At 67.4% G+C, this 24,536-nt stretch carries 27 protein-coding genes, 1 other RNA gene and 1 riboswitch; of the genes, 20 read left to right on the top strand and 8 right to left on the bottom strand.

All coding sequences use genetic code 11. From position 1 onward, the window contains the following. The 12 genes from floA to L0C60_RS09800 all read left to right on the top strand — a co-directional run bounded on the left by floA (position 1) and on the right by L0C60_RS09800 (position 8,948). Positions 1-978, top strand: a complete 978-nt coding sequence (gene floA / locus L0C60_RS09855) for a flotillin-like protein FloA (protein WP_243092705.1) — start codon at positions 1-3, stop codon at positions 976-978. Beyond that, on the top strand, positions 975-1,364 hold the full coding sequence (locus L0C60_RS09850) for a hypothetical protein (protein ID WP_071676323.1): 390 nt from the start codon (positions 975-977) through the stop codon (positions 1,362-1,364). Before floA ends, L0C60_RS09850 begins: the two co-directional genes overlap by 4 nt. After that, the gene (locus L0C60_RS09845) at positions 1,328-2,323 is read left to right on the top strand and encodes a PhoH family protein (protein ID WP_071676324.1); all 996 of its coding nucleotides are present in this window, start codon (positions 1,328-1,330) and stop codon (positions 2,321-2,323) included. Before L0C60_RS09850 ends, L0C60_RS09845 begins: the two co-directional genes overlap by 37 nt. Further along, positions 2,301-2,720: an rRNA maturation RNase YbeY gene (ybeY, locus tag L0C60_RS09840; protein ID WP_071676325.1), complete on the top strand. Its 420-nt coding sequence runs from the start codon at positions 2,301-2,303 to the stop codon at positions 2,718-2,720. The genes L0C60_RS09845 and ybeY overlap by 23 nt, the downstream gene beginning before the upstream one ends. Continuing rightward, entirely contained in the window at positions 2,675-3,073 is a 399-nt protein-coding gene (locus tag L0C60_RS09835) for a diacylglycerol kinase family protein (RefSeq protein WP_243092704.1), read from the top strand. Before ybeY ends, L0C60_RS09835 begins: the two co-directional genes overlap by 46 nt. 4 nt (positions 3,074-3,077) lie before the next feature. Further along, positions 3,078-3,440, top strand: coding sequence for a hypothetical protein (locus L0C60_RS09830; protein ID WP_071676327.1), 363 nt, complete (start codon positions 3,078-3,080; stop codon positions 3,438-3,440). A gap of 63 nt (positions 3,441-3,503) precedes the next feature. Beyond that, positions 3,504-3,974, top strand: a complete 471-nt coding sequence (locus L0C60_RS09825; protein ID WP_071676328.1) for a GreA/GreB family elongation factor — start codon at positions 3,504-3,506, stop codon at positions 3,972-3,974. After that, positions 3,971-5,446, top strand: coding sequence for a lysine--tRNA ligase (gene lysS / locus L0C60_RS09820; RefSeq protein WP_243092703.1), 1,476 nt, complete (start codon positions 3,971-3,973; stop codon positions 5,444-5,446). The genes L0C60_RS09825 and lysS overlap by 4 nt, the downstream gene beginning before the upstream one ends. 1 nt (position 5,447) lies before the next feature. Next, positions 5,448-6,314 carry a cation diffusion facilitator family transporter gene (locus tag L0C60_RS09815; RefSeq protein WP_234505508.1) on the top strand — a complete coding sequence of 289 codons (867 nt, stop codon included), beginning with the start codon at positions 5,448-5,450 and terminating at the stop codon, positions 6,312-6,314. A 54-nt stretch (positions 6,315-6,368) separates the two neighbouring features. Further along, positions 6,369-8,024, top strand: a complete 1,656-nt coding sequence (locus L0C60_RS09810) for an acyl-CoA mutase large subunit family protein (protein ID WP_234505505.1) — start codon at positions 6,369-6,371, stop codon at positions 8,022-8,024. A 10-nt stretch (positions 8,025-8,034) separates the two neighbouring features. Further along, complete coding sequence (locus tag L0C60_RS09805; RefSeq protein ID WP_234505502.1) at positions 8,035-8,463, top strand: cobalamin B12-binding domain-containing protein; 429 nt, start codon at positions 8,035-8,037, stop codon at positions 8,461-8,463. Continuing rightward, entirely contained in the window at positions 8,460-8,948 is a 489-nt protein-coding gene (locus tag L0C60_RS09800) for a PaaI family thioesterase (RefSeq protein ID WP_234505499.1), read from the top strand. The genes L0C60_RS09805 and L0C60_RS09800 overlap by 4 nt, the downstream gene beginning before the upstream one ends. Here the strand turns inward: L0C60_RS09800 and L0C60_RS09795 are convergent. From L0C60_RS09795 to ssrA, 7 genes are all read right to left on the bottom strand, one after another. Continuing rightward, positions 8,869-9,246 carry a hypothetical protein gene (locus L0C60_RS09795; RefSeq protein WP_234505497.1) on the bottom strand — a complete coding sequence of 126 codons (378 nt, stop codon included), beginning with the start codon at positions 9,244-9,246 and terminating at the stop codon, positions 8,869-8,871. The genes L0C60_RS09800 and L0C60_RS09795 overlap by 80 nt on opposite strands. A gap of 48 nt (positions 9,247-9,294) precedes the next feature. Then, on the bottom strand, positions 9,295-10,212 hold the full coding sequence (locus L0C60_RS09790; protein ID WP_234505494.1) for an MBL fold metallo-hydrolase: 918 nt from the start codon (positions 10,210-10,212) through the stop codon (positions 9,295-9,297). Between the two features lie 22 nt (positions 10,213-10,234). Next, the gene (locus tag L0C60_RS09785) at positions 10,235-12,376 is read right to left on the bottom strand and encodes a VWA domain-containing protein (RefSeq protein WP_234505491.1); all 2,142 of its coding nucleotides are present in this window, start codon (positions 12,374-12,376) and stop codon (positions 10,235-10,237) included. A gap of 1 nt (position 12,377) precedes the next feature. Beyond that, positions 12,378-13,577, bottom strand: coding sequence for a bifunctional 3,4-dihydroxy-2-butanone-4-phosphate synthase/GTP cyclohydrolase II (locus tag L0C60_RS09780; RefSeq protein WP_234505488.1), 1,200 nt, complete (start codon positions 13,575-13,577; stop codon positions 12,378-12,380). Next, a complete protein-coding gene (locus L0C60_RS09775; protein WP_234505486.1) occupies positions 13,561-14,160 on the bottom strand; it encodes a riboflavin synthase in 600 nt (199 codons plus the stop codon). The genes L0C60_RS09780 and L0C60_RS09775 overlap by 17 nt, the downstream gene beginning before the upstream one ends. Next, on the bottom strand, positions 14,161-15,294 hold the full coding sequence (ribD, locus tag L0C60_RS09770) for a bifunctional diaminohydroxyphosphoribosylaminopyrimidine deaminase/5-amino-6-(5-phosphoribosylamino)uracil reductase RibD (RefSeq protein WP_243092702.1): 1,134 nt from the start codon (positions 15,292-15,294) through the stop codon (positions 14,161-14,163). Positions 15,295-15,297: 3 nt separating this feature from the next. Beyond that, positions 15,298-15,417, bottom strand: a riboswitch (FMN riboswitch). Positions 15,418-15,509: 92 nt separating this feature from the next. Further along, positions 15,510-15,856: a transfer-messenger RNA gene (ssrA, locus tag L0C60_RS09765) on the bottom strand. Positions 15,857-15,990: 134 nt separating this feature from the next. On the opposite strand from ssrA, the gene rimP reads away from it, so the two are divergent. The 7 genes from rimP to L0C60_RS09730 all read left to right on the top strand — a co-directional run bounded on the left by rimP (position 15,991) and on the right by L0C60_RS09730 (position 23,068). After that, positions 15,991-16,440: a ribosome maturation factor RimP gene (gene rimP, locus L0C60_RS09760; protein WP_234505481.1), complete on the top strand. Its 450-nt coding sequence runs from the start codon at positions 15,991-15,993 to the stop codon at positions 16,438-16,440. A gap of 8 nt (positions 16,441-16,448) precedes the next feature. Further along, the gene (gene nusA / locus L0C60_RS09755) at positions 16,449-17,612 is read left to right on the top strand and encodes a transcription termination factor NusA (protein WP_234505478.1); all 1,164 of its coding nucleotides are present in this window, start codon (positions 16,449-16,451) and stop codon (positions 17,610-17,612) included. After that, a complete protein-coding gene (locus L0C60_RS09750; RefSeq protein ID WP_234505476.1) occupies positions 17,612-17,887 on the top strand; it encodes a YlxR family protein in 276 nt (91 codons plus the stop codon). Before nusA ends, L0C60_RS09750 begins: the two co-directional genes overlap by 1 nt. Continuing rightward, positions 17,856-19,571, top strand: a complete 1,716-nt coding sequence (gene infB, locus L0C60_RS09745) for a translation initiation factor IF-2 (protein ID WP_234505473.1) — start codon at positions 17,856-17,858, stop codon at positions 19,569-19,571. The genes L0C60_RS09750 and infB overlap by 32 nt, the downstream gene beginning before the upstream one ends. Positions 19,572-19,576: 5 nt before the next feature. After that, entirely contained in the window at positions 19,577-19,864 is a 288-nt protein-coding gene (locus L0C60_RS09740; RefSeq protein WP_234505471.1) for a hypothetical protein, read from the top strand. Positions 19,865-19,972: 108 nt separating this feature from the next. After that, positions 19,973-22,180, top strand: coding sequence for a protein translocase subunit SecD (gene secD / locus L0C60_RS09735; RefSeq protein ID WP_234505468.1), 2,208 nt, complete (start codon positions 19,973-19,975; stop codon positions 22,178-22,180). 132 nt (positions 22,181-22,312) lie between these two features. After that, a complete protein-coding gene (locus L0C60_RS09730) occupies positions 22,313-23,068 on the top strand; it encodes a 3-hydroxybutyrate dehydrogenase (RefSeq protein WP_234505466.1) in 756 nt (251 codons plus the stop codon). On the opposite strand, the gene sdaAA is transcribed toward L0C60_RS09730, so the two are convergent. Beyond that, positions 23,065-23,922, bottom strand: coding sequence for an L-serine ammonia-lyase, iron-sulfur-dependent, subunit alpha (gene sdaAA / locus L0C60_RS09725; RefSeq protein WP_234505463.1), 858 nt, complete (start codon positions 23,920-23,922; stop codon positions 23,065-23,067). The genes L0C60_RS09730 and sdaAA overlap by 4 nt on opposite strands. A 25-nt stretch (positions 23,923-23,947) precedes the next feature. Here sdaAA and L0C60_RS09720 point away from each other — a divergent pair, with 25 nt between their 5' ends. After that, complete coding sequence (locus tag L0C60_RS09720; protein ID WP_234505460.1) at positions 23,948-24,526, top strand: response regulator transcription factor; 579 nt, start codon at positions 23,948-23,950, stop codon at positions 24,524-24,526. Positions 24,527-24,536: the final 10 nt, after the last annotated feature.

The raw sequence follows: 24,536 nt of genomic DNA, 5'->3' as shown, positions 1-24,536 counted from the left end.
ATGGAAGGACTCGGCGTACTCTTTCTGGCCTTTTTGGTCCTCGTCCTCGTCTTCCTCTTCTTTAGCTTCATCCCGGTAGGCCTTTGGATCTCCGCCTGGGCGGCGGGGGTACGGGTGCCCCTCCTGACCCTGGTGGCCATGCGCCTTAGGCGCGTGCCCCCGGCCAAGATCATCTACCCCCTCATCAAGGCCACCAAGGCGGGGCTGGACGTGCGGCTGGACCGCCTCGAGGCCCACTACCTGGCGGGAGGCAACGTGGACCGGGTGGTGGACGCCCTCATCGCCGCCGACAAGGCGGGCATCAAGCTCACCTTTGATCGGGCGGCGGCCATAGACCTGGCGGGGCGGGACGTCCTGGAGGCGGTCCGGGTTTCCGTGAACCCTAAGGTGATCCAGACCCCCATGGTGGCCGCCGTGGCCAAGGACGGGATCCAGCTTCTGGCCACCGCCCGGGTCACGGTGCGGGCCAACATTGACCGCCTGGTGGGCGGGGCCGGGGAGGAAACCATCATCGCCCGGGTGGGGGAAGGCATCGTGACCACCATCGGCAGCGCCAACTCCCACAAGGAGGTCCTGGAAAACCCCGACCGCATCTCCAAGACCGTCCTGGAAAAGGGCCTGGACGCCGGCACCGCCTTTGAGATCCTCTCCGTGGACATCGCCGACGTGGACGTGGGCAAGAACATCGGGGCGCAGCTTCAGATTGACCAGGCGGAGGCGGACAAGAAGATCGCCCAGGCCAAGGCAGAGGAGCGCCGGGCCATGGCCGTGGCGGCGGAGCAGGAGAACCGGGCCCTGGTGGAGGCCATGCGGGCCAAGCTGGTGGAGGCCCAGGCCCAGGTGCCCCTAGCCCTGGCGGAAGCCTTGCGCCAAGGGAACCTAGGGGTCATGGACTACTACCGCCTCAAGAACATTGAGGCGGACACGGACATGCGGGAATCCATCAGCCGCGCCGCCAAACCCGAGGGTGAGGAATGAGCCTGGACGACCTTTTGGGCCTCCTCTTTCTCCTCTTCTTCATCGTCCTCCCCGCCCTGCAGGGGTTGCGGAGAAGCCCCCAGGCCCCGCCGGTCTTCCCCGAGGACCTGCCCCTGCCCGAGCCCCCTAGGCCCAAGGCCAGGCCCAAACCCAGGCCGAAGCCCAAGCCCGCCCTGCCCCCAAGCCCCCCACCCTCCCGGGAAGGGGAAAGCCTGGAAAGGACCATAACACCGGGACGGGAGCGCTTGGAGGTTCGCTTCCGGGAGGATATAGCGGAGGAAGTGCGGGAAAAGCCCGCCAAGAAACGCCTTCTCGCCACGGACCGGGAAAGCTTGCTCAAAGGGGTGATATGGCACGAAATCCTGAAGAAGCCCAAAGGCTTGTGATCCCCCTAAAACCCGAGGAAACCCTGGCCTTCCTGGGCCATGCGGACAAGAACCTAAAGAAGCTTAGGGCCCTTTTCCGCGAGGCCTTCGGGGAGCGGCTTCGGCTTGTGGTGCGCGGGGAGCAGGTGGAGCTTTCCGGCGACCCCGAGGCGGTGGCGGTGGCCGAGCGGTCCATTAGGGACCTCCTCGCCCTCCTTAGGCAAGGGGCCGAGCTGGACGAGCCCACCCTGGAGCAGGCGGTGGCCCTGGCGCAAGGGGGGGAGGGGCTTTACCAGGCCACCACCCCGGAAACGGAGCTCGGCCTTCCCGGGCGGCTTCGCCCCAAGACCCCGGGCCAGAAGCGGTACGTGGAAGCCATCGCCCAGCACGACATCACCTTCGGCATCGGCCCCGCCGGCACGGGGAAGACCTACTTGGCCGTGGCCATGGCGGTAAGCCACCTCCGCGCCCGCAAGGTGAAGCGCATCGTCCTCACCCGGCCGGCGGTGGAGGCGGGGGAGAAGCTGGGCTTTTTGCCCGGGGACATCCAAGCCAAGGTGGACCCCTACCTCCGGCCCCTTTACGACGCCCTCTTTGACATGATTGACGCCGAGCGCTTTGAACAGTACCTGCAGTCGGGCATCATTGAGGTGGCCCCCCTGGCCTTCATGCGGGGACGGACCTTAAACGACGCCTTCATCATCCTGGACGAGGCGCAAAACACCACCCCCGAGCAGATGAAGATGTTCCTCACCCGCATGGGCTTCTCCTCCAAGATGGTCATCACGGGGGACGTGACCCAGATTGACCTGCCCAAGCACCAGAAGTCGGGCCTCATTGAGGCCACCCGCATCCTCAAGGGGATTGAGGGCATCGCCTTTATCTACTTCAAAGAGTCCGACGTGGTGCGCCACCCCCTGGTGGCCCGCATCATCAAGGCCTACGAGGAAGCCGAGCGTGGTGGCGATCGTAGCCAATAAGCGCCCTCCCAAAGGCCTTAGGCCCCGGCTTCGCCGGGCGCTGGCGGCCCTCATGACCGAGCTCGGCGTGGGGGACAAGGGGGTGACGGTGATCCTCAGCGGGGACCGCCGCCTTAGGGCCCTGAAGCGGGCCTGGTGGGGGGAGGACGAGGCCACGGACGTCCTCTCCTTCCCCCACTACGAGCCCGGGGACCCCTTTGTCCCCCCCCACCTGGGGGACATCTGGATCAGCCTGGACACCGCCAGGCGCCAGGCGGAAGCCCGGGGCGCTTCCCTGGAGGAGGAGGTCTTGGTCTTGGCGGCCCACGGGCTATGGCACCTTTTGGGCCACGACCACCAGAAGGAGGAGGATTGGGAAGGGTTCCGCCGCGTCCAAGAGAGGATCCTCGCCCTCTAAAGGGGGTGGCGCGCTCCTTCGGCTACGCCTGGGAGGGCGTGGTCTACGCCTGGCGGGTGCAGCGGAACTTTCGCATAGAGGTCCTTTTGGGCCTTCTGGCGGTGGGCCTCTCCCTTTGGCTTGGGGTGAACCTGGTGCCCGTCCTCCTCCTAACCGCCCTGGTCCTCTCCTTGGAGCTCGTGAACACGGCCCTCGAGGCCCTCACCGACCTGGCAAGCCCCGTCTACCACCCCCTGGCCAAGCGGGCGAAGGACACGGCGGCGGCGGCGGTCCTCCTGGCGAGCCTCTTTGCCTTCCTCGCGGGGCTATGGCTTTTCCTACCCCCCCTTCTCGCCCGCCTTGGGCTAAGCTAAGGCCATGGACCACGAAGAGCGGGAGATGATCCTGGAGCTCTTTCCAGGAACCTCCCCTGAACTCCTCCCCTTGGGGGAGATCCTCTACTACCGGGATGCGGAAGGCCGGGTGGTGATCCTGGAGAAGGGCCCCCCGGAGCTCCGGCTGGAACTGGAACCCCTCCCCGGCACCGCCCATGGCCCCCAGGTGTGCGAAGCCTGCCGCCGCCACCTCTCGGGAAGCGCCCTCGGCTTTTTCCGCCACCCGGTGGGGGGCAAGGACACCCACCTCCGCTACCTGGTCCTTTGCCTGGACACCGCCTCCTGCGCCAGCCACGCCGAGCCGGAACGTTTGAGGGAAATCCTCCTTCGGGGTATACTCACCTGAGAAGGGGGCCCTTGGGCCAAGGAGGTCGGCTTTGGCCGGCCTCCATGACTTACGAGGTGAGCTATGGCGCGCGAGGTAAAGCTAACCAAAGCCGGCTACGAGCGGCTCATGCAGCAGCTAGAGCAGGAGCGGGAGCGCCTCCAGGAGGCCACCAAGATCCTGCAGGAGCTCATGGAGTCCTCCGACGATTACGATGACTCCGGCTTGGAAGCGGCCAAGCAGGAAAAGGCCCGCATTGAAGCCCGCATTGACTCCTTGGAGGACATCCTCTCCCGGGCGGTCATCCTCGAGGAGGCCACCACCGAGGTCATCGGGCTGGGCTCGGTGGTGGAGCTGGAAGACCCCGTGACCGGGGAACGCCTGGAGGTGCAGGTGGTTTCCCCCGCCGAGGCCAGCGTCCTGGAAACCCCCATGAAGATCTCCGACGCCTCCCCCATGGGCAAGGCCCTCCTGGGCCACCGGGTGGGGGACGTGCTGACGCTGGAAACCCCCAAGGGCAAGAAGGAGTTCCGCGTGGTGGCGGTACACGCATGAACGAGCAGACGCGCCAGCGCCTTCTCAACCTGGAAGCCCTGGTGGAGGCGGGCTTTGCCCCCTACCCCTACCGCTACCCCAAGACCGATCGCGCCCAGGACCTCCTAAAGGCCAAAGCCGGGGCTCCCCCGGAAACCGAGTGGCCGGAGGAGGTCTCCCTGGCGGGGCGCATCGTGGCCGTAAGGCGGATGGGCAAGGTTACCTTTGCCCACCTACTGGACGAAAGCGGAAAGATCCAGCTCTACTTCCAAAGAGACCTCACCCCCCAGTACGAGCTCCTCAAGAAGCTGGACGTGGGGGACATCCTGGGGGTCCGGGGCACCCTCTTCACCACCAAAACCGGGGAGGTCACGGTTAAGGTCCTCTCCTGGACTCCCTTGGTGAAATGCCTCCATCCCTTGCCGGACAAGTGGCACGGCATCCGGGACAAGGAGGTCCGCTACCGCCAGCGCTACCTGGACCTCATCGTCAACCCCGAGGTGCGGGAGGTCTTCCGGCGGCGCACGGCCATGGTGCGCTACATCCGCCGCTTCTTTGAGGACAAGGGCTTCCTGGAGGTGGAAACCCCCATCCTCCAACCCACCACGGGCGGCGCCGAGGCGAGGCCCTTCAAGACCTACCACAACGCCCTAGACCACGAGTTCTACCTGCGCATCTCCTTGGAGCTCTACCTCAAAAGGCTCCTGGTGGGCGGCTTTGAAAAGGTCTTTGAAATCGGGCGCAACTTCCGCAACGAGGGCATTGACCACAACCACAACCCCGAGTTCACCATGCTGGAGGCCTACTGGGCCTACGCCGATTACCAGGACATGGCCAGCCTGGTGGAGGAGCTCCTTTCGGGCCTCGTCCTCCACCTTTTCGGAAGCTACCAGGTGCCCTACCAGGGCCGCATCCTGGACTTCACCCCGCCCTTTAAGCGCATCTCCTTCGTGGAAAGCCTGAAGGAAAAGGCGGGCCTTCCCTTTGACCCCCTGGACCTGGATCGGCTTCGCCTCTGGGCCGACGCCCACCACCCCGAGCTTGCCCAGGTGCCGAGCTACAAGCTTTTGGACAAACTCTTCGGCATCTACGTGGAGCCCCACCTGCAGGACCCCACCTTCGTCCTTGACTTCCCCCTGGCCATTAGCCCCTTGGCCAAGCGCCACCGGGAAAAGCCCGGGCTCACCGAGCGGTGGGACCTTTACGCCGCCGGCATGGAGCTCGCCCCCGCCTATTCCGAGCTCAACGACCCCCTGGACCAAAGGGAGCGCTTCTTGGAACAGGCGAGAAGGCGGAAGGAAGGGGACGAGGAAGCCCCCGAGCCCGACGAGGACTTCCTCTTGGCCCTGGAGTACGGCATGCCCCCGGCGGCGGGGCTTGGCCTCGGCCTGGACCGCCTGGCCATGATCCTCACCGACCAGCCCTCCTTAAGGGACGTGCTCCTCTTCCCCCTCCTCAAGCCCAAACGGGAGCTGGCGGAAGAAGGGGTCTGAGGTGGCGGAACGGGCCGCCTGGGTGAGCTTTGCGGTGGCCCTCCTGGTCCTGGGGCTCAAGGCCCTGGCCTACCTCCTCACGGGCTCCGTGGCCCTCCTCTCCGACGCCCTGGAGTCCACGGTGAACGTGGCCGCCGCCCTGGCCGCCCTCCTGGCCATCCGCCTGGCGCAGAAGCCCCCGGACGAAACCCACCCCTTCGGCCACACCAAGGCGGAGTACTTCTCCGCCGTGCTGGAGGGGGTCTTGGTGGTGGGGGCGGCGCTTCTCATCGCCAAGGAGGCGCTCCCCCGCCTCCTTAGGCCCGTGCCCCTCGAGGGCCTGGGCCCAGGGCTTGGCGTGAGCCTCTTGGCCGCAGGCTTGAACGGCCTTCTCGCCTACTTCCTCCTCCGGGAGGGACGCCGCCACCGCTCCCCCGCCCTCACCGCCGACGGGTACCACGTGTTTTCCGACGTCCTCACCTCCTTGGGGGTCCTGGCGGGGGTGGGGCTCGCCTGGGCCACGGGGTTTTGGGTTCTGGACCCCCTCTTGGCCCTCCTGGTGGCGGGGAACATCCTCCTCATGGGCTTCCGCCTGGTGCGGCAGTCCGTGGGGGGGCTCATGGACGAGGGGCTTTCCCCCGAGGAGGTGGAGCGGATCCAGGGGGTGATCCAGGCCCACCTGAGGGGGCGGGCCCTGGAAGTGCACGACATAAAGACCCGACGGGCCGGGCCCAAGAGCTTTTTGGAGTTCCACCTGGTGGTGCCGGGCAGGATGAGCGTGGAGGAGGCCCACCGCCTTTGCGACGAGCTGGAGCGGGCCCTGGAGAAGGAGATGCCGGGCCTGGTGGTCACCATCCACGTGGAGCCGGAAAGCGAACGCCAGGCATAACGCCCTTTTCCCCTAGCGCAAAAAAGCGTAAACTTTAGGGTAAAGGGAGGGCCCATGCGCAAGAAGCACGACTGGCTCAGGGAGACCTACCAAAAGAGCCTGGAGAAGATGCCCGAGAGGCCCGTGGCCCACCGCACCCTCTCGGACATCGCCCCAGAGCCCCTCTACACCCCGGAGGACATCGGCGTCCTGGACCCGGAGTACGAGGAGAAGCGGGGCTACCCGGGGGAGTACCCCTACACCCGGGGGGTCTACGGCTCCATGTACCGCTCCAAGCTCTGGACCATGCGCATGTTCGCCGGCTTCGGCACCGCCGAGCAGACCAACGAGCGCTTTAAGAAACTCCTCAAGGCGGGCCAGACCGGGCTTTCCGTGGCCTTTGACCTCCCCACCCTCATGGGCTACGACTCCGACCACCCCCTTTCCAAGGGGGAGGTGGGGAAGTGCGGGGTGGCGGTCTCCAGCCTGGCGGACATGGAGATCCTCTTTGACGGGATCAACCTCGAGGAGGTCACCACCTCCATGACCATCAACAGCCCCGCCAACGCCATCTGGGCCATGTACCTGGCGGTGGCCAAGAAGAGGGGCTACGACTGGAAAAAGCTCGGGGGCACCATCCAAAACGACATCCTCAAGGAGTTCATCGCCCAGAAGGAGTTCATCTTCCCCCCCGAGCCCAGCGTGAAGCTGGTCATTGACACCTTTGAATGGGGGCCCAAAAACGTCCCCAAGTGGAACTTCATCTCCGTGTCCGGCTACCACATCCGCGAGGCGGGGAGCACCGCCGTGCAGGAGCTCGCCTGGACCCTGGCGGACGGCTTTGAATACGTGGAGGCCGCCCTCAAGCGGGGTCTGGACATAGACGAGTTCGCCCCGAGGATCAGCTTCTTCTTTGACGTGCACAACGATTTCTTTGAGGAAATCGCCAAGTTCCGCGCGGCGAGGCGCATCTGGGCCAAGGAGATGCGGAACCGCTACGGGGCCAAGAACCCGGCGAGCTGGATGCTCCGCACCCACGCCCAGACCGCCGGGGTTTCCCTCACCGCCCAGCAACCCCTGAACAACATCGCCCGGGTGGCCATCCAAGCCCTGGCGGCGGTGCTTGGCGGCACCAACAGCCTCCACACCGACGCCTACGATGAAGCCCTAGCCCTACCCACGGAAGAGAGCGCCACCATCGCCCTAAGGACGCAACAGATCATCGCCTACGAGACCGGGGTCACCCACACCATAGACCCCTTGGCGGGGAGCTACTACGTGGAGTGGCTCACGGACGAGATGGAACGCCAGGCCATGGCCATCATTGAGGAGATCCGCCGCATGGGCGGGGTGGTGCGGGCCATTGAGGAGGGGTACTTCCTGAGGGAGCTCGCCGAGGCCAGCTACCGCTACCAGCAGGAGGTGGAGCGGAAAGAGCGCATCATCGTGGGGGTGAACGCCTTCACCGACGAAATCCCCCTGAAGGTGCCCATCCAGCTGGTGGACCCCGAGGTGGAACGGGTGCAGGCGGAGCGCCTGGCCCGGGTACGCCGGGAGCGGGACCCCAAGCGCGTGGAAGAGGCCCTGGCGGGCCTGCGCCGGGCAGCGGTGGAGGGGCAGAACACCATGCCCCACTTCGTGGAGTGCGCCCTGGCCTACTGCACCCTGGGAGAGATGATGGACGTCCTGCGGGAGGTCTACGGCACCTATCAGGAACCCGCCTACGTCTAGGAGGTTTAGGATGCAAGGCGTGGACCGGCGCATACGGGTACTCATCGCCAAACCGGGCTTGGACGGGCACGACCGGGGGGCCAAGGTGGTGGCCCGGGCCCTGCGGGATGCGGGGATGGAGGTGATCTACACGGGGCTCCGCCAGACCCCTGAGATGATCGTCTCCGCCGCCATCCAGGAGGACGTGGACGCCATTGGACTTTCCATCCTCTCCGGGGCCCACATGCACTACTTCCGCGAGGTGAAGCGGCTTTTGGAGGAGCAAGGGGCCTCGGACATCCTGCTTTTCGGGGGCGGCATCATCCCCGACGAGGACGTGCCCAAGCTCAAGGAGCTCGGGGTGGCGGCGGTTTTCGGCCCCGGCACCAGCACCCAGGACATCGTGGACTTTCTCCGGCAAGCGGTGCCCGAACGCTGGCGGGCCCAGGGGCTCGGATGAAGGCCATCCAGCTCTACTACCCCCCGGAGTGGGCCCACTGCTACGGGTGCGGCTACCTCAACGCCCACGGCCTCCACATCAAGACCTATTGGCGCGGGGAAAAGGGGGAAAGCGAAACCCGCTTCACCCCAAACCCCCACCACACCGCCATCCCTGGCTTCGTCTACGGGGGGCTTCTCGCTTCCCTGGTGGACTGCCACTCCACCGCCACCGCCGCCGCAGCCAAGGCGGCGGCGGAAGGGCTTAGCCTCGAGGCCCACCCCTTGCGCTTCGTCACCGCAAGCCTCAAGGTGGACTACCTGAAGCCCACCCCCCTGGGCCCCGAGCTCCTCCTGGTGGGCAGGCCCAAGGAGGTCAAGGGCAAGAAGGTGGTGGTGGAAACGGAGCTTTACGCCGAGGGGACCCTCACGGTTCGGGGGGAGGCGGTTTTGATACAGATCGGCGAGGATTTCGGGCGTTCCAAATCCGCTCCAGATGGTGGATGAGCTGGCTCACCTCGGAGGCCCGCTCCGAGCCCATGAGGCTAAGCTCCAGCCAGGCTTCCTCCAGGACCCTCTTGGCCCAAAGGAGCTCCTCCTCGGGGAAAGCGCGCCCCAGGAAGATCTCCCGCACCTGCCACCGGAGGGCTTCCCTGTCCCCTTGCAGGTGCCGGACCAGCTCTTTGAGCCGCAACACCTCCAGGCGTAACCTGTCAATCTCCTCCCTCAGGGGCTTCTCCCACATTTCGCGCCGCGCCAACTCCGCCCGCATGCGGCGCTCCAGGTCATCGTCCCAGTGGAACATGGCCTTAGCCTAGGCCCCCTTCCCTGTTGCCCATGTGATTTTTGCACATTAGAACTCAAAGAAGGCGGGGACGAAGGCATACCCCTCCCCTTCCCGGCGGATGTACCCCAGGGCGGGCCAGGGGAAGTGGTAGGCGGTGATGAGGCTTTTCTCCTCGCTCACCTTCCTAAAAAGCCGGGCCCGGGTGCGCACCACCTCCGCCTTGTCCATGTCAAAGCCGAGGTAGGCCTGGGGAAAGCGCAAGGAGAGGAGGTAGTGCCCGGCGGCGTCCCCGAAGAGGAAGAGGGTTTTCCCCTCGGAGGTGGCCTCGAGGCTCATGTGCCCCGGGGTGTGGCCGAAGGAGGCCACGGCCCTTACCCCAGGGAGGATCTCCTCCCCGTCCTCCACGGGCCGGATGCGGTCCCGCAAGGGAAAGAGGGCCCGCTCCACCGCCTGGGAGGGGTTCTTGAGCCAGTAGTCCAGGTCCACCCGGCCCATGAGGTGGACCGCCTGGGGGAAGGCCGGCCGCCCCCTTTCGTCCACCAGCCCCCCGATGTGGTCGGGGTGGCCGTGGGTGAGGAAGACGTGGGTGATGTCCTCGGGGGCGTAGCCGGCGAGCTCCAGGTGCGCAAGAAGCCTCCCCCCAGCCCCCACCCCCCGGCCCGTGTCCACCAAGAGCCTCGCCTCCCCCAGGTCCAGGAGGACGGGGTTGAAGTTGTTGCGGGTGGCGTCCGGGTTGAGGAAGTGCTCCTGGAGCACGCGCCGGAACTCCCCCTGGAGCTCGGGGTTCGCCCCCCAGTTGGGGAGAAGGGGCCCCGGGGCCGACTGGCCATCGGAGAGAATGGTGACGGCCATCCGCCCTAGGGCGAAGCGGTAAAACCCGCCCCCGTTCACCCCCTTGGGAGGCCGCCCCTGGCCCCAGGCGGGGGCAAACCCCGCCGCCAAGAGAAACCCACCAGAAAGGCCGATAAACCGCCTGCGGTCCATACTGACCCCCTTCGCCGCCAGGCTAACCGAGGGCGCCTTGGGAAAGTGTGCCCCGGCTCACCCGGGCCTCCCAAACCCGCTCCAGGAGGAAGAGGAGAAGAGCCGCCCACAGGAGGTAGGGCCTTAGGGGAAGGGGCCTAGGAGGGGGCCTGCCCACCTCCTCCAGGGCCAGAAGCCGCCCGCCGCTCGCCTCCGCCATGGCCCTGAGGGTGGCCGCCCCGTCCCTGGGCGTCCACTCCCCGGGAAGGGGAACGGCCAAGGGGATGCGGCGCTTCCCGTCCAGGAGAACCCCGGGACCCGCCACGCGGGCCTCAAAGCGCAAAGGCCCCGTGGGCACCATGGGGGTTTCCGCGCCGCCCGTCAGAAGCCTCGGGGCCTCGAGCCGCCCCAGGGCCACCACCCGCACCCCTTCCCCCTCGGGGTAGGCGTAGAGGGCGAGGGCCCGCCCCGTGCCCGCCAGGTACCGGGCGAGCCCCCCAAGGAAGGCGGAAGCCCCCTCAAAGTCCCGCCAGGAGCGGGAAAGGTCCGTGGCCAGGGCCGCCACCCGCCCCTCGCCCCGCTCCCCCACGGCGAGCACCGCCCGCTCCCCGCTTTTTAGGAGCACCTCGGCCCAGGGCTCGGCCCTTGCCGGGAGGAGGACGGAAAGGGGCGGGAAAAGGAAGCCCTCCGTGAGGGGGTGGGGAAGCGCCTCCACGGGAAACCGCCCCTCCACCGCCTCCTTCCCGAAGACCTCCTGCCCCTCCTTGAGGAAAAGCCGGGGAAGCTCCCGGGCCGTGGCCGCCCGGTAGAAGCGGCCCCCGCCCCGCCGGGAAAGCGCCTCCAAAAAGTCGTGGTCCGCATCCTCCCCCAAGGCGATGGCGGAAACCTCCGCCCCCGCCCCCTCCGCCAGGGCCAGGAGGGGCTCTTTGGGGTCAGAAACGAGGCCATCCGTGAGGACCAAGATCCCCTTGCGGGCCACGGGGACCCCCCGCAAGAGCCCCACCGCCTCCCGCAGGGCCCCGCCCAGCACCGTGCCCCCGCCCGCCCTTAGGGAGAGGAGGAGGCGTTCCGCCTCCTTTTTGGCCCGGTCCGTCATGGGCCTCGGGGGGAAGAGGACCCGATGCCCCGAGGCGAAGGCCACCACCCCCAGGTAATCCTCGGGGGCGGCGCTTTGCACGAGCTCCAGGGCCGCCGCCACCGCCAGGGCGAGCTTCTCCCCCTCCATGCTCCCGGAAACGTCCAGGAGCAGGACCAAGGCCGCCCCTTGCCGCCCCAGGGGCTTCAGGGGAAGCTCCTCGGGCATCGCCCGGTCCCAGCCCCCGAAGAAAAGCCCCTTGGGGGTGGCGGTGAAGAGGAGGCCCCCGCCCCGGCGGAGGTAGTCCCTAAGGGCCTCCGGCGCCCCCTCGGGCAGGTCCAAGACCCCAAGGCCCACCGCCACCAGGTCCGCCTCCAGGGGAAGCCGGAAAGGGCCTTCCTCCACCTGGAAGCCCTGGGCCTCGAGGTAGCGGGCCAACGCGGGGTCGCCCAGGACCAAGGCCCTCGCCCGGTCCTGGGGGGCCACCTCCACCCTGGCCGCGCTCCGCCCCCAGGGCCCCACCGCCTCCGCCCGCACCTCCCCTTCCTCCAAAAGGGGAAAGGTGTAGGTGAAGGCCACCCGCCCCTCCACCCTGAGCGCCCGCTCCCACGTGCCCCCCGGCCCCTCCACCCTAAGCCGCACCTCGGCGGGCAAGGGGGCCTCGAGGACCACCCGCACCCCCACCGTCTCCCCCAGGAGGGGAAAGGGCGGGGGGAGGAGGCGAAGGGCCACGAAGGGCCTTGGGAGCACGTACACCGCATCCAGGGGAAGGGGGGAGGGCACGGGGGGGAAAAGCCCATCGGAAACCAGGACCACCCGGTCCGCCCCCAGGCGCAAGGCCTCCGCCAAAGCCCCCTGCACCTCCGTCCCCTCCCCTAGGTCCAGCCGCCTCGCCGTGGGGCCCGGAAGCCGCGCCACCCTTTCGGCAAAGGCCAAATAGACCCCGTCCCTAGGAAGCCTTTCCGCCGCGGCGAAGACGCTTTCCCGGGCGGAAGGGGAGAAATCCAATAGGTAAACCACCCGCCCCTTTAGGGGCAGGCGGAGGTCTAGGAAGGCGAGGAGGAGCAGGAGGATAACGGAGGCCCTTAAGAGGCGCACCCCAAGGGGCATCCTAGTCCATCCAGTGGCCCAGCTTCTCCTTTTTGGCCTGGAGGTAGCGCTCGTTGAAGGGGTTGTCCCCGGCCCTTAAGGGAATGCGCTCCACGATCTCTATGCCGAAGCCGGAAAGGGCCTTCACCTTGCGGGGGTTGTTGGTCAAAAGGCGCATCTTCCGCACCCCCAGGTCGTAGAGGATCTGCGCCCCCACCCCGTAGTCCCTGAGGTCCGGGGGGAAGCCCAGGGCCAGGTTGGCCTCCACCGTGTCCAGGCCCTGGTCCTGGAGGTGGTAGGCGCGGATCTTGTTGATGAGGCCAATCCCCCGCCCCTCCTGCCTGAGGTAGACCAAGACCCCCTTCCCCTCCTGGGCGATGCGCTCCAGGGCCAGGTCTCTTTGGAAGCCGCAGTCGCACCTTAGGGAGTGGAGGGCATCCCCCGTGAGGCACTCCGAGTGCATGCGCACCAAGACGGGCTCCTCCGGCTCCCAGCTCCCCATGACCAAGGCGGCGTGCTCCTCCCCCGTGAGGGTGTCCCGGTACCCCAGGATGCGGAACTCCCCGAAGCGGGTGGGAAGGGTGGCCTCCGCCTCTCGGCGCACGTACAGGTCCCCCTTCTCCAGGCGGTAGCGGATGAGGTCGGCGATGGTCCCCACCTTTAGGCCGTGCCGCCGGGCGAACTCCAAGAGGTCCGGCAGGCGGGCCATGGTGCCGTCCTCCTTGAGGATCTCAATGAGGCTACCCACCGGGGTAAGCCCGGCGAGGCGCAGGAGGTCCACCGTGGCCTCGGTGTGCCCGGCGCGGCGCAACACCCCCCCAGGCCGGGCCACCAAGGGGAAGATGTGCCCCGGGCGGCGGAAGTCCTGGGCCGTGGCCTCGGGGTCCGCCAAAAGCCTGATGGTGGCCGCCCGCTCGTAGGCGGAGATCCCCGTGGTGGTCCCCCGGGCGTCCACGCTCACGGTGAAGCGGGTGCCCTGGGGGTCTTGGTTCTTCTCCACCATGAGGGGGAGGTCCAAGGCCTTAGCCCTCTCCTCCGTGAGGGCCACGCAGAGGAGGCCGCGGCACTCCCGTAGCATGAAGTTCACCCACTCGGGGGTGACGTGCTCCGCCGCCATGATGAGGTCGCCCTCGTTCTCCCGGTCCTCGTCGTCCACCAGGACCACCGGGCGGCCCTGGCGGAGTTCTTCCAGAAGCTCCCTGACGCTAGCCAAGCCTTCCATCCCTCTCCCCCAAAAGCCGCTCCACGTACCGGGCGATGAGGTCCACCTCCAGGTTCACCCCGTCCCCCACCCGGAGGCCCCCCAGGTTGGTGACCTTTAGGGTGTGGGGGATCAAGGTGACCCAGAAAGCCTCCCCTTCAAGCCCCGCCACCGTGAGGGAAACCCCGTTTAGGACCACGCTCCCCTTCTCGGCGATGTAGCGGGCGAGGGGCCTTGGGGGCCTAAAGTAGAAGTCCTTGGCCCCCGGGGCCTCCCGCACCCCCACGAGCTCCGCCACCCCGTCCACGTGCCCGGTGACGAAGTGCCCCCCAAGCCGGTCCCCCACTTTAAGGGCCCGCTCCAGGTTGGGCCGGTGCCCCACCCGCCAGGTGGGGGCGGTGCGGCGCAGGGTTTCCTGGGCCAACTCCACCCAAAACCCCTCCCCGTCCACCGCCACCGCCGTGAGGCAGACCCCGTCCACCGCTACGGAATCCCCCACCTTCAGGTCGGAAAGCACCTCCTTGGCGGCGACCCGCACCCGCAGGAAGGGGCCTTCCTCCACCTTAAGGATCTCCCCGGTTTCCTCCACCAGTCCCGTGAACACCTATACCTCCAGGTACCCTTCCAGCCAAAGGTCTTCCCCAAGCCACTCCCGCCGCACCAGGCGAAGCCGGAAGGCCTCCGCCATGCGGGAAAGGGCCAGGCCCTCCAAAAGCCCCTTCCCCTCCCCCACCACCTTGGGGGCGAGGAAAAGGGCCACCTTGTCCACCAGCCCCCGGGCCCAAAAGGCCCCCGCCACCCGAGGCCCCCCCTCCAGCAAGACCCCGTCCACCCCTTCTTCCCAGAGGAAGGCCAAGGCGGCCTCCGGGCTCACCCTTCCCCCCTCCCGGGGAAGCTCCACCACCCTCGCCCCCGCCCGCTCCAGGGCCAAAAGCCTGTCCTTGGGGGCCCCTCGCCCCACCAGGAGGAGGACCCGGGCGGGCTCCCCTCGAGGCCCCGGGGCGAAAAGCCGGGCGGTGGGGGGGGTGCGGGCCTCGGTGTCCAGGACCACCTTCAGGGGGTCCCGCAAGGGGGGCGGCTCCACCATGTGGGGAAAGGGGCGGAAGTCGGGGTGGCGCACGGTGAGGGCGGGGTCGTCCCTTAGCACCGTGCCCACCCCCACCACCACCGCCGGGAGCCACTGGCGGTAGGCGTGGGCCACCCGGCGGCTCGCCTCCGAGGACACGTGGCGGGCATCCCCCGAGGCGGCCGCCACCTTCCCGTCCAGGGTGAGGGCGGCCTTTAGGAGGACGAAGGGCCTCCCCTTCCTCAAGGCGGTGAAGAAGGCCTCGTTCTGAAGCCTCGCCTCCTCGGCCAAAAGGCCCTCCTCCACCTGGACCCCTGCCCGCCTCAGGCGCTCCAAGCCGCCCCGGGCCACGGGGTTCTCGTCCCGGGCCGCCACCACCACCCGCGCCACCCCCGCCTCGAGGAGGGCCAAGGAGCAAGGGGGCGTGCGGCCAAAGTGGTCGCAGGGCTCCAGGGTCAGGTAGGCCGTGGCCCCCCGGGCTTTCTCCCCCGCCTCCTCCAGGGCAAAGACCTCCGCATGGAGCTCCCCCGCCCGGGGATGGTACCCCTCCCCCACGATGCGCCCTTCCCGAACCAGCACCGCCCCTACCAGGGGGTTGGGGCTCGTGTGGCCACGGGCCCTTTCCGCCAGTTGCAAGGCTCTTTTGAGAAACCGCTCGTCCAGTTCGCGCAAACGGCCCTCCTTCTCCCATCCGGACTTTCACCGTCGGCCCCGGAATTCCACCGGGTCGGGCCCCAAAGGGCTTCGCGGGCTGTCACCGCCGGTGGGGACTTCCACCCCGCCCCGAAGGAGGTGCCCAAGGCACCTACCTCACTTTACCAAGAGGCCAAAGGAGATGTGTCCCAAAGCGCCCAAAAAGGTTAGGGCGCCCCTTGGGGCGCCCTGTCTGGTGGAGGTGGGGGGAGTTGAACCCCCGTCCGAAGGTCCCTACGGCGGGCGTCTACGCGCGTAGTCCGCGTTTTGGGTGTCCTCCTGGCTTAGCCCGCGGACGGGCGGCCAGGAGCGAGCTCCGTTAAGCTTCGCCTTGGGCTACGGAGCCTGGCCCTCGGCTAGCCGGGTTTCGTGTCCCCGCGCTGGCGAGCCCCCGGCGGGGCTTCCAGGCGAGGCCGCGGTCATTAAGCCGCGAGAGCAAGAGGCTTGTTGGCCTTTATTCTTTTGCGGGTTTTTACGAGGCCACCCGCACCTCGGCGCGCAGCCACACCCTCGGCGACCCCCGTCGAGACCGTTCACCCCCGTGTCCTAAGCCGGGCTCGGACCGGCAACCTTGAGTGTACCAGGCTAAAGGGGTTGTAGTCAAGCGCCCCTTGGGTGTAAACTGAGCCCAGTGCTCCCAAGGGAGGGGGGTGGGTGTAAGCCCACCCTTCCTTTGTGAAGGGAGGTGGGGAGGTGCCTGTAGACCTTTGGCGGTTGGTGGAAGAGGCGGTGGAGGCCTTGGGCCTTCAGGTCCTGGAGGTGAAGGAAGCCCCAGGCGAAGTCCTGGTGCGCCTGGAGCGCCTAGACGAGAAGCCCATCACCGTGGCCGACCTGGAACGGGCGAGCCGCCACATAGAGGCCGCCTTGGACCGGGAAGACCCCATCCCGGGAAGCTACCGGCTTCTGGTGGAGTCCCCCGGGCCCAAGCGCCCCCTCTTCACCCGCCGCCACTTTGAGCGCTTCCAGGGCCTAAAGGCCAAGGTAGCAGGGCCCGAGGGCTTCGTGGGGCGGATCCTCAGGGTGGAGGGGGACGAGGTGGTCTTCCAGGTGGGCCTCGAGGAGAAGCGCTTAAAGCTCGGCACCTTCCGCGCCAACCTGGCCGAGTGGCCCGAGGAGCCTAGGTAGGAGGAAGCATGAACCGGGAATTCGTTGACGCCATGCAACAGCTGGCCCTGGAGCGGGGCGTAAGCACCGAAGAGATCCTAGAAGCCTTCAAGGAGGCCCTGCGCAAGGCCTACATCAAACGGCAGAAGGGCTACCGCAAGGAAGAGGTGGACGCCGGCAAGGGCCCCGAGGTGGACGTGTACATTGACCCCCAGACGGGCCGCATTGAGATGGTGGAGGTCCGCAAGGTGGTGGAGAAGGTGGAGGACCCGGACAAGGAGATCGCCCTTTCCGAGGCCCTCCAGTACGACCCCGAGGTGCAGGTGGGGGACGAGATGGAGTTCCCCATTGACCCCGAGGGGCTTTCCCGCATGGCCATCCAGGACCTGCGCCAGATCCTCACCCAACGCCTCAAGGAGTCCGAGCGCAACCGCATCTACAACGAGTACAAGGACAAGGAGGGCCAGGTGCTCACGGGGGTGGTGACCCGGGTGGACAACCGGGGGAACGTCTTCGTGGAGCTGGGCCGGGGCGAGGCCTACCTGCCCAAGAGCGAGCAGATCCCCACGGAGAAGTACTACCCCGGGCAGCGCCTTAAGGTCTACCTGAAGAAGGTGGACCGCTCCGCCAAGGGGCCTTCCCTCATCGTGAGCCGGGCCCACGAGAAGCTCTTGGAACACATCCTCAAGCAGGAGGTCCCGGAGATCGCCGAGGGCATCGTGGAGATCAAGGCCATCGCCCGGGAGCCTGGCCGCCGCAGCAAGGTGGCGGTGATGAGCCACAACCCCAACGTGGACCCCATCGGGGCCTGCATCGGCCACAAGGGGCAGCGCATCCAGGCGGTTTCGGCGGAGCTGGGCCGGGAGAAGGTGGACATCATCCTCTGGTCCAAGGACCCCAAGGAGTTCATCCGCAACGCCCTCTCCCCCGCCCAGGTGGGCTCCATTGAGCTGGACCCGGAAACGAAGAAGGCCCGGGTAAAGGTGACCAAGGACCAGCACTCCCTGGCCATCGGCACCGGGGGGCAGAACGTGCGCCTGGCCTCCAAGCTCACGGGGTACGACATCCACTTTGAGGAGGCGGAGATCTCCGACCTGGACGAGGCCATCCGCCGGGCCGCCGAGGAGGAAGCGGGTGCGCCCACCCGGGCCCGGGAAGAGTTTGAAAAGCTCTTCAAGGACCTTTCCGAGTGATGCGGCACATCCCCTTACGCATGTGCGTGGCCTGCCGTAGGAGGCGGCCTAAAGGGGAGCTTTTGCGCATCCTCATGACCCCCGAGGGGTTCCGGCTGGACCCCACGGGCAAGCTTCCGGGCCGGGGGGCTTACGTCTGCCCCGACAACCCGGACTGCTGGACGGAAAAGAAACTAAGGCGCTTCGCCGGGGCCCGGGCCAAGGCGCTTTCCGAGGCCCTTTGGGCCCATTTAGGAGGTAACGATGGCCAAGGTACGCATCTACCAGCTGGCTAAAGAGCTGGGCATGGAAAACGAGGAGCTTTTGGAGCTCCTGGACCAGATGGGGGTTCCCTACAAGTCCCACGCCTCCACCCTTTCCGAAGAGGACGCCGAGGCGGTGCGGGAGCTCGTGCGGGAGCAACGGGGGCTCCAAGAGAAGCTGGCGGAGGAAGAGCGCAGGAAGAGCCTCCCCAAACGCCCCCCCGTGGTGGTCATCATGGGCCACGTGGACCACGGGAAGACCACCCTCTTGGACTACCTGCGCAAAAGCCGCATCGCCGAGAAGGAGGCGGGGGGGATTACCCAGCACGTGGGGGCCTTTGAGGTCAAGACCCCTCAGGGTACCGTGGTCTTCATTGACACCCCGGGCCACGAGGCCTTCACCACCATCCGCCAGCGGGGGGCTAAGGTGGCGGACATCGCCGTCATCGTCATCGCCGCCGACGACGGGGTCATGCCCCAGACCGAGGAGGCCATCGCCCACGCCAAGGCCGCCGGGGCGAAGATCATCTTCGCCCTGAATAAGATGGACCTGCCCCAGGCCGACCCCGAGAAGGTGAAGCGGCAACTCATGGAGCGGGGCTTCGTCCCGGAGGAGTACGGCGGGGACGCCATCATCGTCCCCATCAGCGCCAAGACGGGGCAGGGGGTGCAGGACCTTTTGGAGATGATCCTCCTCATCGCCGAGCTGGAGGACTACCGGGCCGACCCCAACGCCGAGCCCCGGGGGGTGATCCTGGAGTCCAAGCTGGACAAGCAGGCGGGGATCATCGCCAACATGCTGGTGCAGGAAGGCACCTTCCGCGTGGGGGACTACGTGGTGGCCGGGGAGGTCTACGGGCGCATCCGGGCCATGCTGGACGCCGACGGGAACCAGCGCAAGGAAGCGGGGCCGGGGAGCGCCGTCCAGGTCCTGGGCTTCCAAGAACTCCCCCACGCCGGGGATGTGGTGGAGTGGGTGCCGGACCTCGAGGCTGCCAAGGAGATCGCCGAGGAGCGGAAGGAGGAGCGCCGCGCCCGGGAAGAGGCGGAAAAGGAGCGCCGCCCCAAGACCATGGCCGACCTCCTGCGGGCCTTGCAGGAGGAGGGCAAGAAGGAGGTGAACCTCATCCTGCGGGCGGACACCCAAGGCTCCTTGGAAGCTATCCAGCACATCCTGGCCAAGGAGAGCACCGAGGAGGTGGGCATCAACGTCCTCCTGGCCCAGGTGGGCGCCCCCACGGAGTCGGACGTCCTCCTGGCCCAGACGGCGGGGGCCGCCATCCTGGCCTTCGGCGTGAACCCCCCAGGCTCGGTGAAGAAGGCGGCGGAGCAGAAGGGCGTGCTCCTCAAGACCTTCCGCATCATCTACGACCTTATTGACGAGGTGCGGGCCATGGTCAAGGGGCAGAAGGAGCCCCAGTACAAGGAGGAGATCCTGGGCCGGGCCGAGGTGCGCGCCGTCTTCCGCCTGCCCACGGGCAAGCAGGTGGCGGGGTGCATGGTGACCCAGGGCAAGATCCCCCGGAACGCCGAGGTGAGGGTCCTGCGCAAGGGGCAGGAGATCTGGAAAGGCCGCATCGCCAGCCTCAAGCGCTTCAAGGAGGACGTGCGGGAGGTGGCCCAGGGGTACGAGTGCGGGATTGGCCTCGAGGGCTTTGACGACTTCCAGGAAGGGGACATCATAGAAGCCTTCCAGATGGTGGAGGTGCCCGCCTAAAGGCCATGCGGGGCCTGAGGCTTCTGGCCGCCCTAGGCCTCCTCTTGCCGGGGTTCGCCCTCTCCCCTTCCCCGGGCAAGGGGGAGGCGGGGCTTCTGGCTAAAGGCCCCACCCTCGTGTTAAAGGAAGACCGGGGCGGGAGCTTTGCGCCGCCCCTTTGGGGGAGCGTAAGCCGGCCCACCCTGCCCCGGCCGCCCCGGCCTAGGAATAGCCCGCTTCCCGCCCTACGGGAGACCCTACCCCAACCCGGGCTTTACCTCCTCTATCGGAAACTCCAGCTAGAAGGCGGCTAAGGCCCTCCCCCCGCCCTTGGCGCCTTACGGGAAGGGGGCGCCAAGCCTAGGGGGTCTTCCGGCCTTCCCCCGGCTATAGGAGCCTTGACGTATGCCAAAGGAGTGGGCATGAACCGCAAGCTACTTAACGGACTTTTCCTCCTATCCCTCTTTCTCCTTTCCTTGCTCTTCGTCTGGAAGCCTTGGGCCCCAAGCGAACCCAAGATCAAGCTAGGTCTGGACCTCAAAGGGGGCTTGCGCATCGTCCTGGAAGCGGATGTGGAGAACCCCACCCCCGATGACCTGGAAAAGGCCCGCACCGTTCTGGAAAACCGCATCAACGCCCTGGGGGTGGCGGAACCCCTCATCCAGATCCAGGGCCAGAAGCGCATCGTGGTGGAGCTGCCCGGGCTCTCCCAGGCGGACCAGGACCGGGCGCTCAAGCTCATCGGCCAGCGAGCGGTGCTGGAGTTCCGCATCCTCAAGGAAGGGGCCACCGGCACCACCGTGGCCCAGATCAACCAGGCCCTTAGGGAAAACCCGCGGCTCAAGCGGGAAGATTTGGAAAAGGACCTCATCAAGCCCGAGGACCTAGGCCCACCCCTTTTGACGGGAGCGGACCTGGCGGACGCCCGGGCGGTCTTTGACCAGTTTGGCCGCCCCCAGGTGGCCCTCACCTTCACCCCGGAAGGGGCGAAGAAGTTTGAGGAGGTGACCCGGGCCAACGTGGGCAAGCAGCTCGCCATCGTCCTGGACGGCAAGGTCTACACCGCCCCCGTAATCCGCCAGGCCATCACCGGAGGGCAGGCGGTGATTGAGGGCCTTTCCGGCCTCGAGGAGGCCAGCGAGATCGCCCTGGTCCTGCGCTCAGGGGCCCTGCCCGTGCCCCTCAAGGTGGCGGAGATCCGGGCCATCGGCCCCACCCTGGGCCAAGACGCCATCCAGGCGGGCATCCGCTCGGCCCTTATCGGAACGCTCGCCATCTTCCTCCTCATCTTCGCCTACTACGGGACAAGCCTCGGCCTGGTGGCCTCCTTGGGCCTCCTCTACACCTCCGCCCTTATCCTCGGCCTCCTCTCGGGACTCGGGGCCACCCTGACCCTCCCCGGCATCGCCGGCCTGGTCCTCACCCTGGGGGCGGCGGTGGACGGGAACGTCCTCTCCTTTGAGCGCATCAAGGAGGAGCTACGGGCCGGGAAACGGTTCCGCCAGGCCATCCCCGAGGGCTTCAAACACTCCACCCTCACCATCCTGGACGTGAACGCCGCCCACCTCCTGGCGGCGGCGGCCCTTTACCAGTACGCCACGGGGCCCGTGCGGGGCTTCGCCGTGGTCCTGGCCATCGGGGTGGTGGCGAGCGTCTTCTCCAACCTGGTCTTTAGCCGCTACCTCCTGGAACGCCTGGCGGAACGCCGGGAAATCCGCCCCCCCATGTGGCTCGTGGACCCCCGCTTCAACTTCATGGGCCCTGCCCGGTACATCACCGTGGCCACCCTGCTCCTGGCCGTCTTTGCGGCGGGGGTGGTCTTCACCAAGGGCTTCAACTACTCCATTGACTTCACGGGGGGCACCGCCTACACCCTGCGCACCGCTCCCGGGACGAGCGTGGACGCCCTAAGGCGCTTCCTGGAAGAAAGGGGCTTCCCCGCTAAAGAAGCGGTGATCACCGAGGTCCAGGCCCCCGTGGCGGACCACAAGGAGTTTTCCGTCAAGCTCCCCCCTCTCCCCGACGAGAAGCGCCTGGAACTGGAAAGGCTCCTGGAAACGGAGCTCAAGGCCACGGTCCTCACCTCGGAGACCGTGGGCCCAGCCATCGGCTCGGAGCTCCGCCGGGATGCGGTCATGGCGGTGCTGGTGGGCCTGGGGCTCATCCTCCTCTACGTGGCCTTCCGCTTTGACTGGACCTTCGGGGTGGCGAGCGTCTTGGCCGTGGCCCACGACGTGGCCATCGTGGCGGGGATGTATAGCCTTCTCAACCTGGAGTTCTCCATCCCCACCATCGCCGCCCTCCTCACCGTGGTGGGCTACTCCATCAACGACTCCATCGTGGTTTCCGACCGGATACGGGAAAACCAGAAGCTCCTTAGGGGCTTGCCGTACGCCGAACTGGTGAACCGCTCCATCAACCAGACCCTCTCCCGCACCCTCATGACGAGCCTCACCACCCTCCTCCCCATCCTGGCCCTCCTCTTCCTGGGAGGAAGCGTCCTCCGGGACTTCGCCCTGGCCATCTTCGTGGGCATCTTCGTGGGCACCTATAGCTCCATCTACGTGGTGAGCGCCCTGGTGGTGTTCTGGAAGAACCTTAGGCGGAAGGAGGCGAAGAAGGCGGCCTAAACCCCAAGCGCTTTCGCCCGGGCCCCGTGTGGGCCCGGGTTCCCTTTGCCAAGGGGGAAACCCCTTGCACGAGGCGCTTCCGGATACGCGCGGTCTACCCGATGTAGGATAGCCCAAGGAGGCAACGAGGAGATGGATAGCTTCGCAGGCAAGACGGTCCTCGTCACGGGCGCCGCCAGCGGCATCGGGCGCGCCATCGCCGAGGCCTTCGCCCGGGAAGGGGCCAAGGTCCTGGTCCACGACGTAAGGGATGCAAGCGCCCTCGCAGAGGAGCTAGGCGGGGTCTACCTCCAGGCCGACCTGGCGGATCCCCAACAGGTGGCCGCCCTGGGGCGGGAGGCGGCCCGCTTCGGCGCCGACATCCTGGTGAACAACGCCGGCTTCCAACACATAGACCCCGTGGAGGCCTTCCCCCTGGAAACCTGGCAGAGGATGCTCCAGGTGATGCTCACCGCCCCCTTCCAGCTCATCCAGGCCCTTCTGCCGGGCATGAAGGAGCGAGGGTATGGCCGCATCCTCAACATCGCCAGCGTCCACGGCCTGGTGGCAAGCCCCTACAAATCCGCCTACATCGCCGCCAAGCACGGGCTTATCGGCCTCACCAAGACGGTGGCCTTGGAGGCCGGGCCCTATGGGGTCACGGCAAACGCCATCGCCCCGGCCTACGTGCGCACCCCCTTGGTGGAAAACCAGGTGGCCGACCAGGCGCGGACCTTGGGCATACCGGAGGCGGAGGTGGTGGAGCGGGTCTTCCTGGCCCAGGCCGCCATCAAGCGCCTCATTGAGCCCGAGGAGGTGGCGGCCTTGGCCCTCTACCTGGCCTCGGAGAAAGCGGGGGCCATCACAGGGGCGGTCTTCCCCATTGACCTGGGCTGGACCGCCCGCTAGGGGGCTTTCTTGAGGGCCTCTTCGGCCAGTTTGCGCCCCGTGGGGGTATCGGCCAGGCCGCCAAGGCCCGTTTCCTTGAGCTCCAGAGGGAGGAGGCGGCCAATCCCTGCCATGGCCAAGACCACCTCGTCCGGGGGGATGACGCTCCTTATCCCCGCCAGGGCCATGGAGGCAGCGCTCACGGCGTGCACGGCGTAGAAGCCGTTCCGCATCACGCAGGGCACCTCCACGAACCCCCCCACGGGGTCACAGACGAGGCCCAGGGTGTTCTGAAGGGCCAGGGCGGCGGCGTGGGCCGAGGCCTCGGGGCTTCCCCCAAGGAGTTCCGTCACGGCGGCGGCGGCCATGGCGGCGGAAGCACCGATCTCCGCCTGGCACCCCCCGCTCGCCCCGGCGATGTGGATGACCCGGCTGATCATCTTGGCCACCCCGGCCGCCAGGACCAGGGGCATGAGGAGCTTCTCGTCGGGAATGCCCAGGTGGTCCGCCACCCCCAAAAGGGCCCCGGGCAGGGTGCCGGCGCTCCCCGCCGTGGGGGCGGCCACGATGCGCCCCATGCGGGCGTTCTCCTCGTTCACCGCCATGGCGTAGGCCTGGACCCGCTTCAAGAGAGGGTCCTTTAGGGGGTCTTCCGCTTCCCAAAGCGTCTTGGCGTTTTTCCCCACCATCCCTGCCACGCTGGGGGCGTCCGAGGCCAGGCCCCGGCGAATGGAGTCCCGCATGACGCTAAGGCGCTCCGCCAGTTTGGCCAAAATGGCCTCGGGGGCTAGGCCCGTTTCCTCCACTTCCTCCTTAAGGACGTGTTCCGAAGCCCGGCCGGAAAGCTCCGCCAGGCGGTTAAGCGTGAGGGCCATGCGTCCAGTATAGTCTTTAAGGAACGTGCGCCTCCTCATCGCCGACGACCACCCCCTCTTCCGCCTGGGCCTGAGGGCAGGCCTCGAGGCGCAGGGCCTCGAGGTGGTGGGCGAGGCTCAGGACGGCCTGGAGGCCCTGGAAAAGACCCTGGCCCTAAACCCGGACGCGGCGCTCCTGGACCTGAGGCTTCCCGGCCTGGACGGCCTGGAGGTGGTGAGACAGCTTCGGGCGAAGGGCTACCGGGGCCTTCTCGCCCTCCTCACCACCTACCAGGAGCCCGCCTTGGTCCAGGAGGCCTGGCGGGCGGGGGCCGACGCCTACTTCTCCAAGGAGCTTTCCGCCCCCGAACTGAAACACCGCCTCCTCAAGGTGGCGCGGGGCGAGGAAAAGCTAACCCCCCCGGACCTCCCCCCCCTCACGCCCCGGGAACGGGAGGTGCTCCACCTCCTGGCCCAAGGGCTATCCGTGAAGGAGATGGCCCGCCTCCTCGGACTCTCCCCCGACACGGTCAAGGACCACCTAGAAAGCCTTTACGGCAAGCTCTTGGCCAAAAACCGGGTAGAGGCGCTGGAGCGGGCAAGGGCCCTGGGCTTTTTGAAGTGAAAGGGGGCGG

The sequence above is a fragment of the Thermus hydrothermalis genome (assembly GCF_022760925.1).
GTDB classification, from domain to species: Bacteria; Deinococcota; Deinococci; order Deinococcales; family Thermaceae; genus Thermus; species Thermus hydrothermalis.
This window is presented reverse-complemented; position numbering and strand designations above follow the sequence as displayed.

Bases quoted from the DNA above. Each gene is read 5' to 3' on its own strand.
- L0C60_RS09800 (WP_234505499.1), top strand. From the start codon at position 8,460: ATGAAGGCCATCCAGCTCTACTACCCCCCGGAGTGGGCCCACTGCTAC.
- L0C60_RS09825 (WP_071676328.1), top strand. From the start codon at position 3,504: ATGGCGCGCGAGGTAAAGCTAACCAAAGCCGGCTACGAGCGGCTCATG.
- L0C60_RS09830 (WP_071676327.1), top strand. From the start codon at position 3,078: ATGGACCACGAAGAGCGGGAGATGATCCTGGAGCTCTTTCCAGGAACC.
- L0C60_RS09805 (WP_234505502.1), top strand. From the start codon at position 8,035: ATGCAAGGCGTGGACCGGCGCATACGGGTACTCATCGCCAAACCGGGC.
- L0C60_RS09810 (WP_234505505.1), top strand. From the start codon at position 6,369: ATGCGCAAGAAGCACGACTGGCTCAGGGAGACCTACCAAAAGAGCCTG.
- secD (WP_234505468.1), top strand. From the start codon at position 19,973: ATGAACCGCAAGCTACTTAACGGACTTTTCCTCCTATCCCTCTTTCTC.
- nusA (WP_234505478.1), top strand. From the start codon at position 16,449: ATGAACCGGGAATTCGTTGACGCCATGCAACAGCTGGCCCTGGAGCGG.
- L0C60_RS09795 (WP_234505497.1), bottom strand. From the start codon at position 9,246: ATGTTCCACTGGGACGATGACCTGGAGCGCCGCATGCGGGCGGAGTTG.
- L0C60_RS09750 (WP_234505476.1), top strand. From the start codon at position 17,612: ATGCGGCACATCCCCTTACGCATGTGCGTGGCCTGCCGTAGGAGGCGG.
- L0C60_RS09785 (WP_234505491.1), bottom strand. From the start codon at position 12,376: ATGCCCCTTGGGGTGCGCCTCTTAAGGGCCTCCGTTATCCTCCTGCTC.
- lysS (WP_243092703.1), top strand. From the start codon at position 3,971: ATGAACGAGCAGACGCGCCAGCGCCTTCTCAACCTGGAAGCCCTGGTG.
- L0C60_RS09740 (WP_234505471.1), top strand. From the start codon at position 19,577: ATGCGGGGCCTGAGGCTTCTGGCCGCCCTAGGCCTCCTCTTGCCGGGG.
- L0C60_RS09730 (WP_234505466.1), top strand. From the start codon at position 22,313: ATGGATAGCTTCGCAGGCAAGACGGTCCTCGTCACGGGCGCCGCCAGC.
- floA (WP_243092705.1), top strand. From the start codon at position 1: ATGGAAGGACTCGGCGTACTCTTTCTGGCCTTTTTGGTCCTCGTCCTC.
- L0C60_RS09790 (WP_234505494.1), bottom strand. From the start codon at position 10,212: ATGGACCGCAGGCGGTTTATCGGCCTTTCTGGTGGGTTTCTCTTGGCG.
- L0C60_RS09850 (WP_071676323.1), top strand. From the start codon at position 975: ATGAGCCTGGACGACCTTTTGGGCCTCCTCTTTCTCCTCTTCTTCATC.
- sdaAA (WP_234505463.1), bottom strand. From the start codon at position 23,922: ATGGCCCTCACGCTTAACCGCCTGGCGGAGCTTTCCGGCCGGGCTTCG.
- L0C60_RS09780 (WP_234505488.1), bottom strand. From the start codon at position 13,577: ATGGAAGGCTTGGCTAGCGTCAGGGAGCTTCTGGAAGAACTCCGCCAG.
- L0C60_RS09845 (WP_071676324.1), top strand. From the start codon at position 1,328: ATGGCACGAAATCCTGAAGAAGCCCAAAGGCTTGTGATCCCCCTAAAA.
- infB (WP_234505473.1), top strand. From the start codon at position 17,856: ATGGCCAAGGTACGCATCTACCAGCTGGCTAAAGAGCTGGGCATGGAA.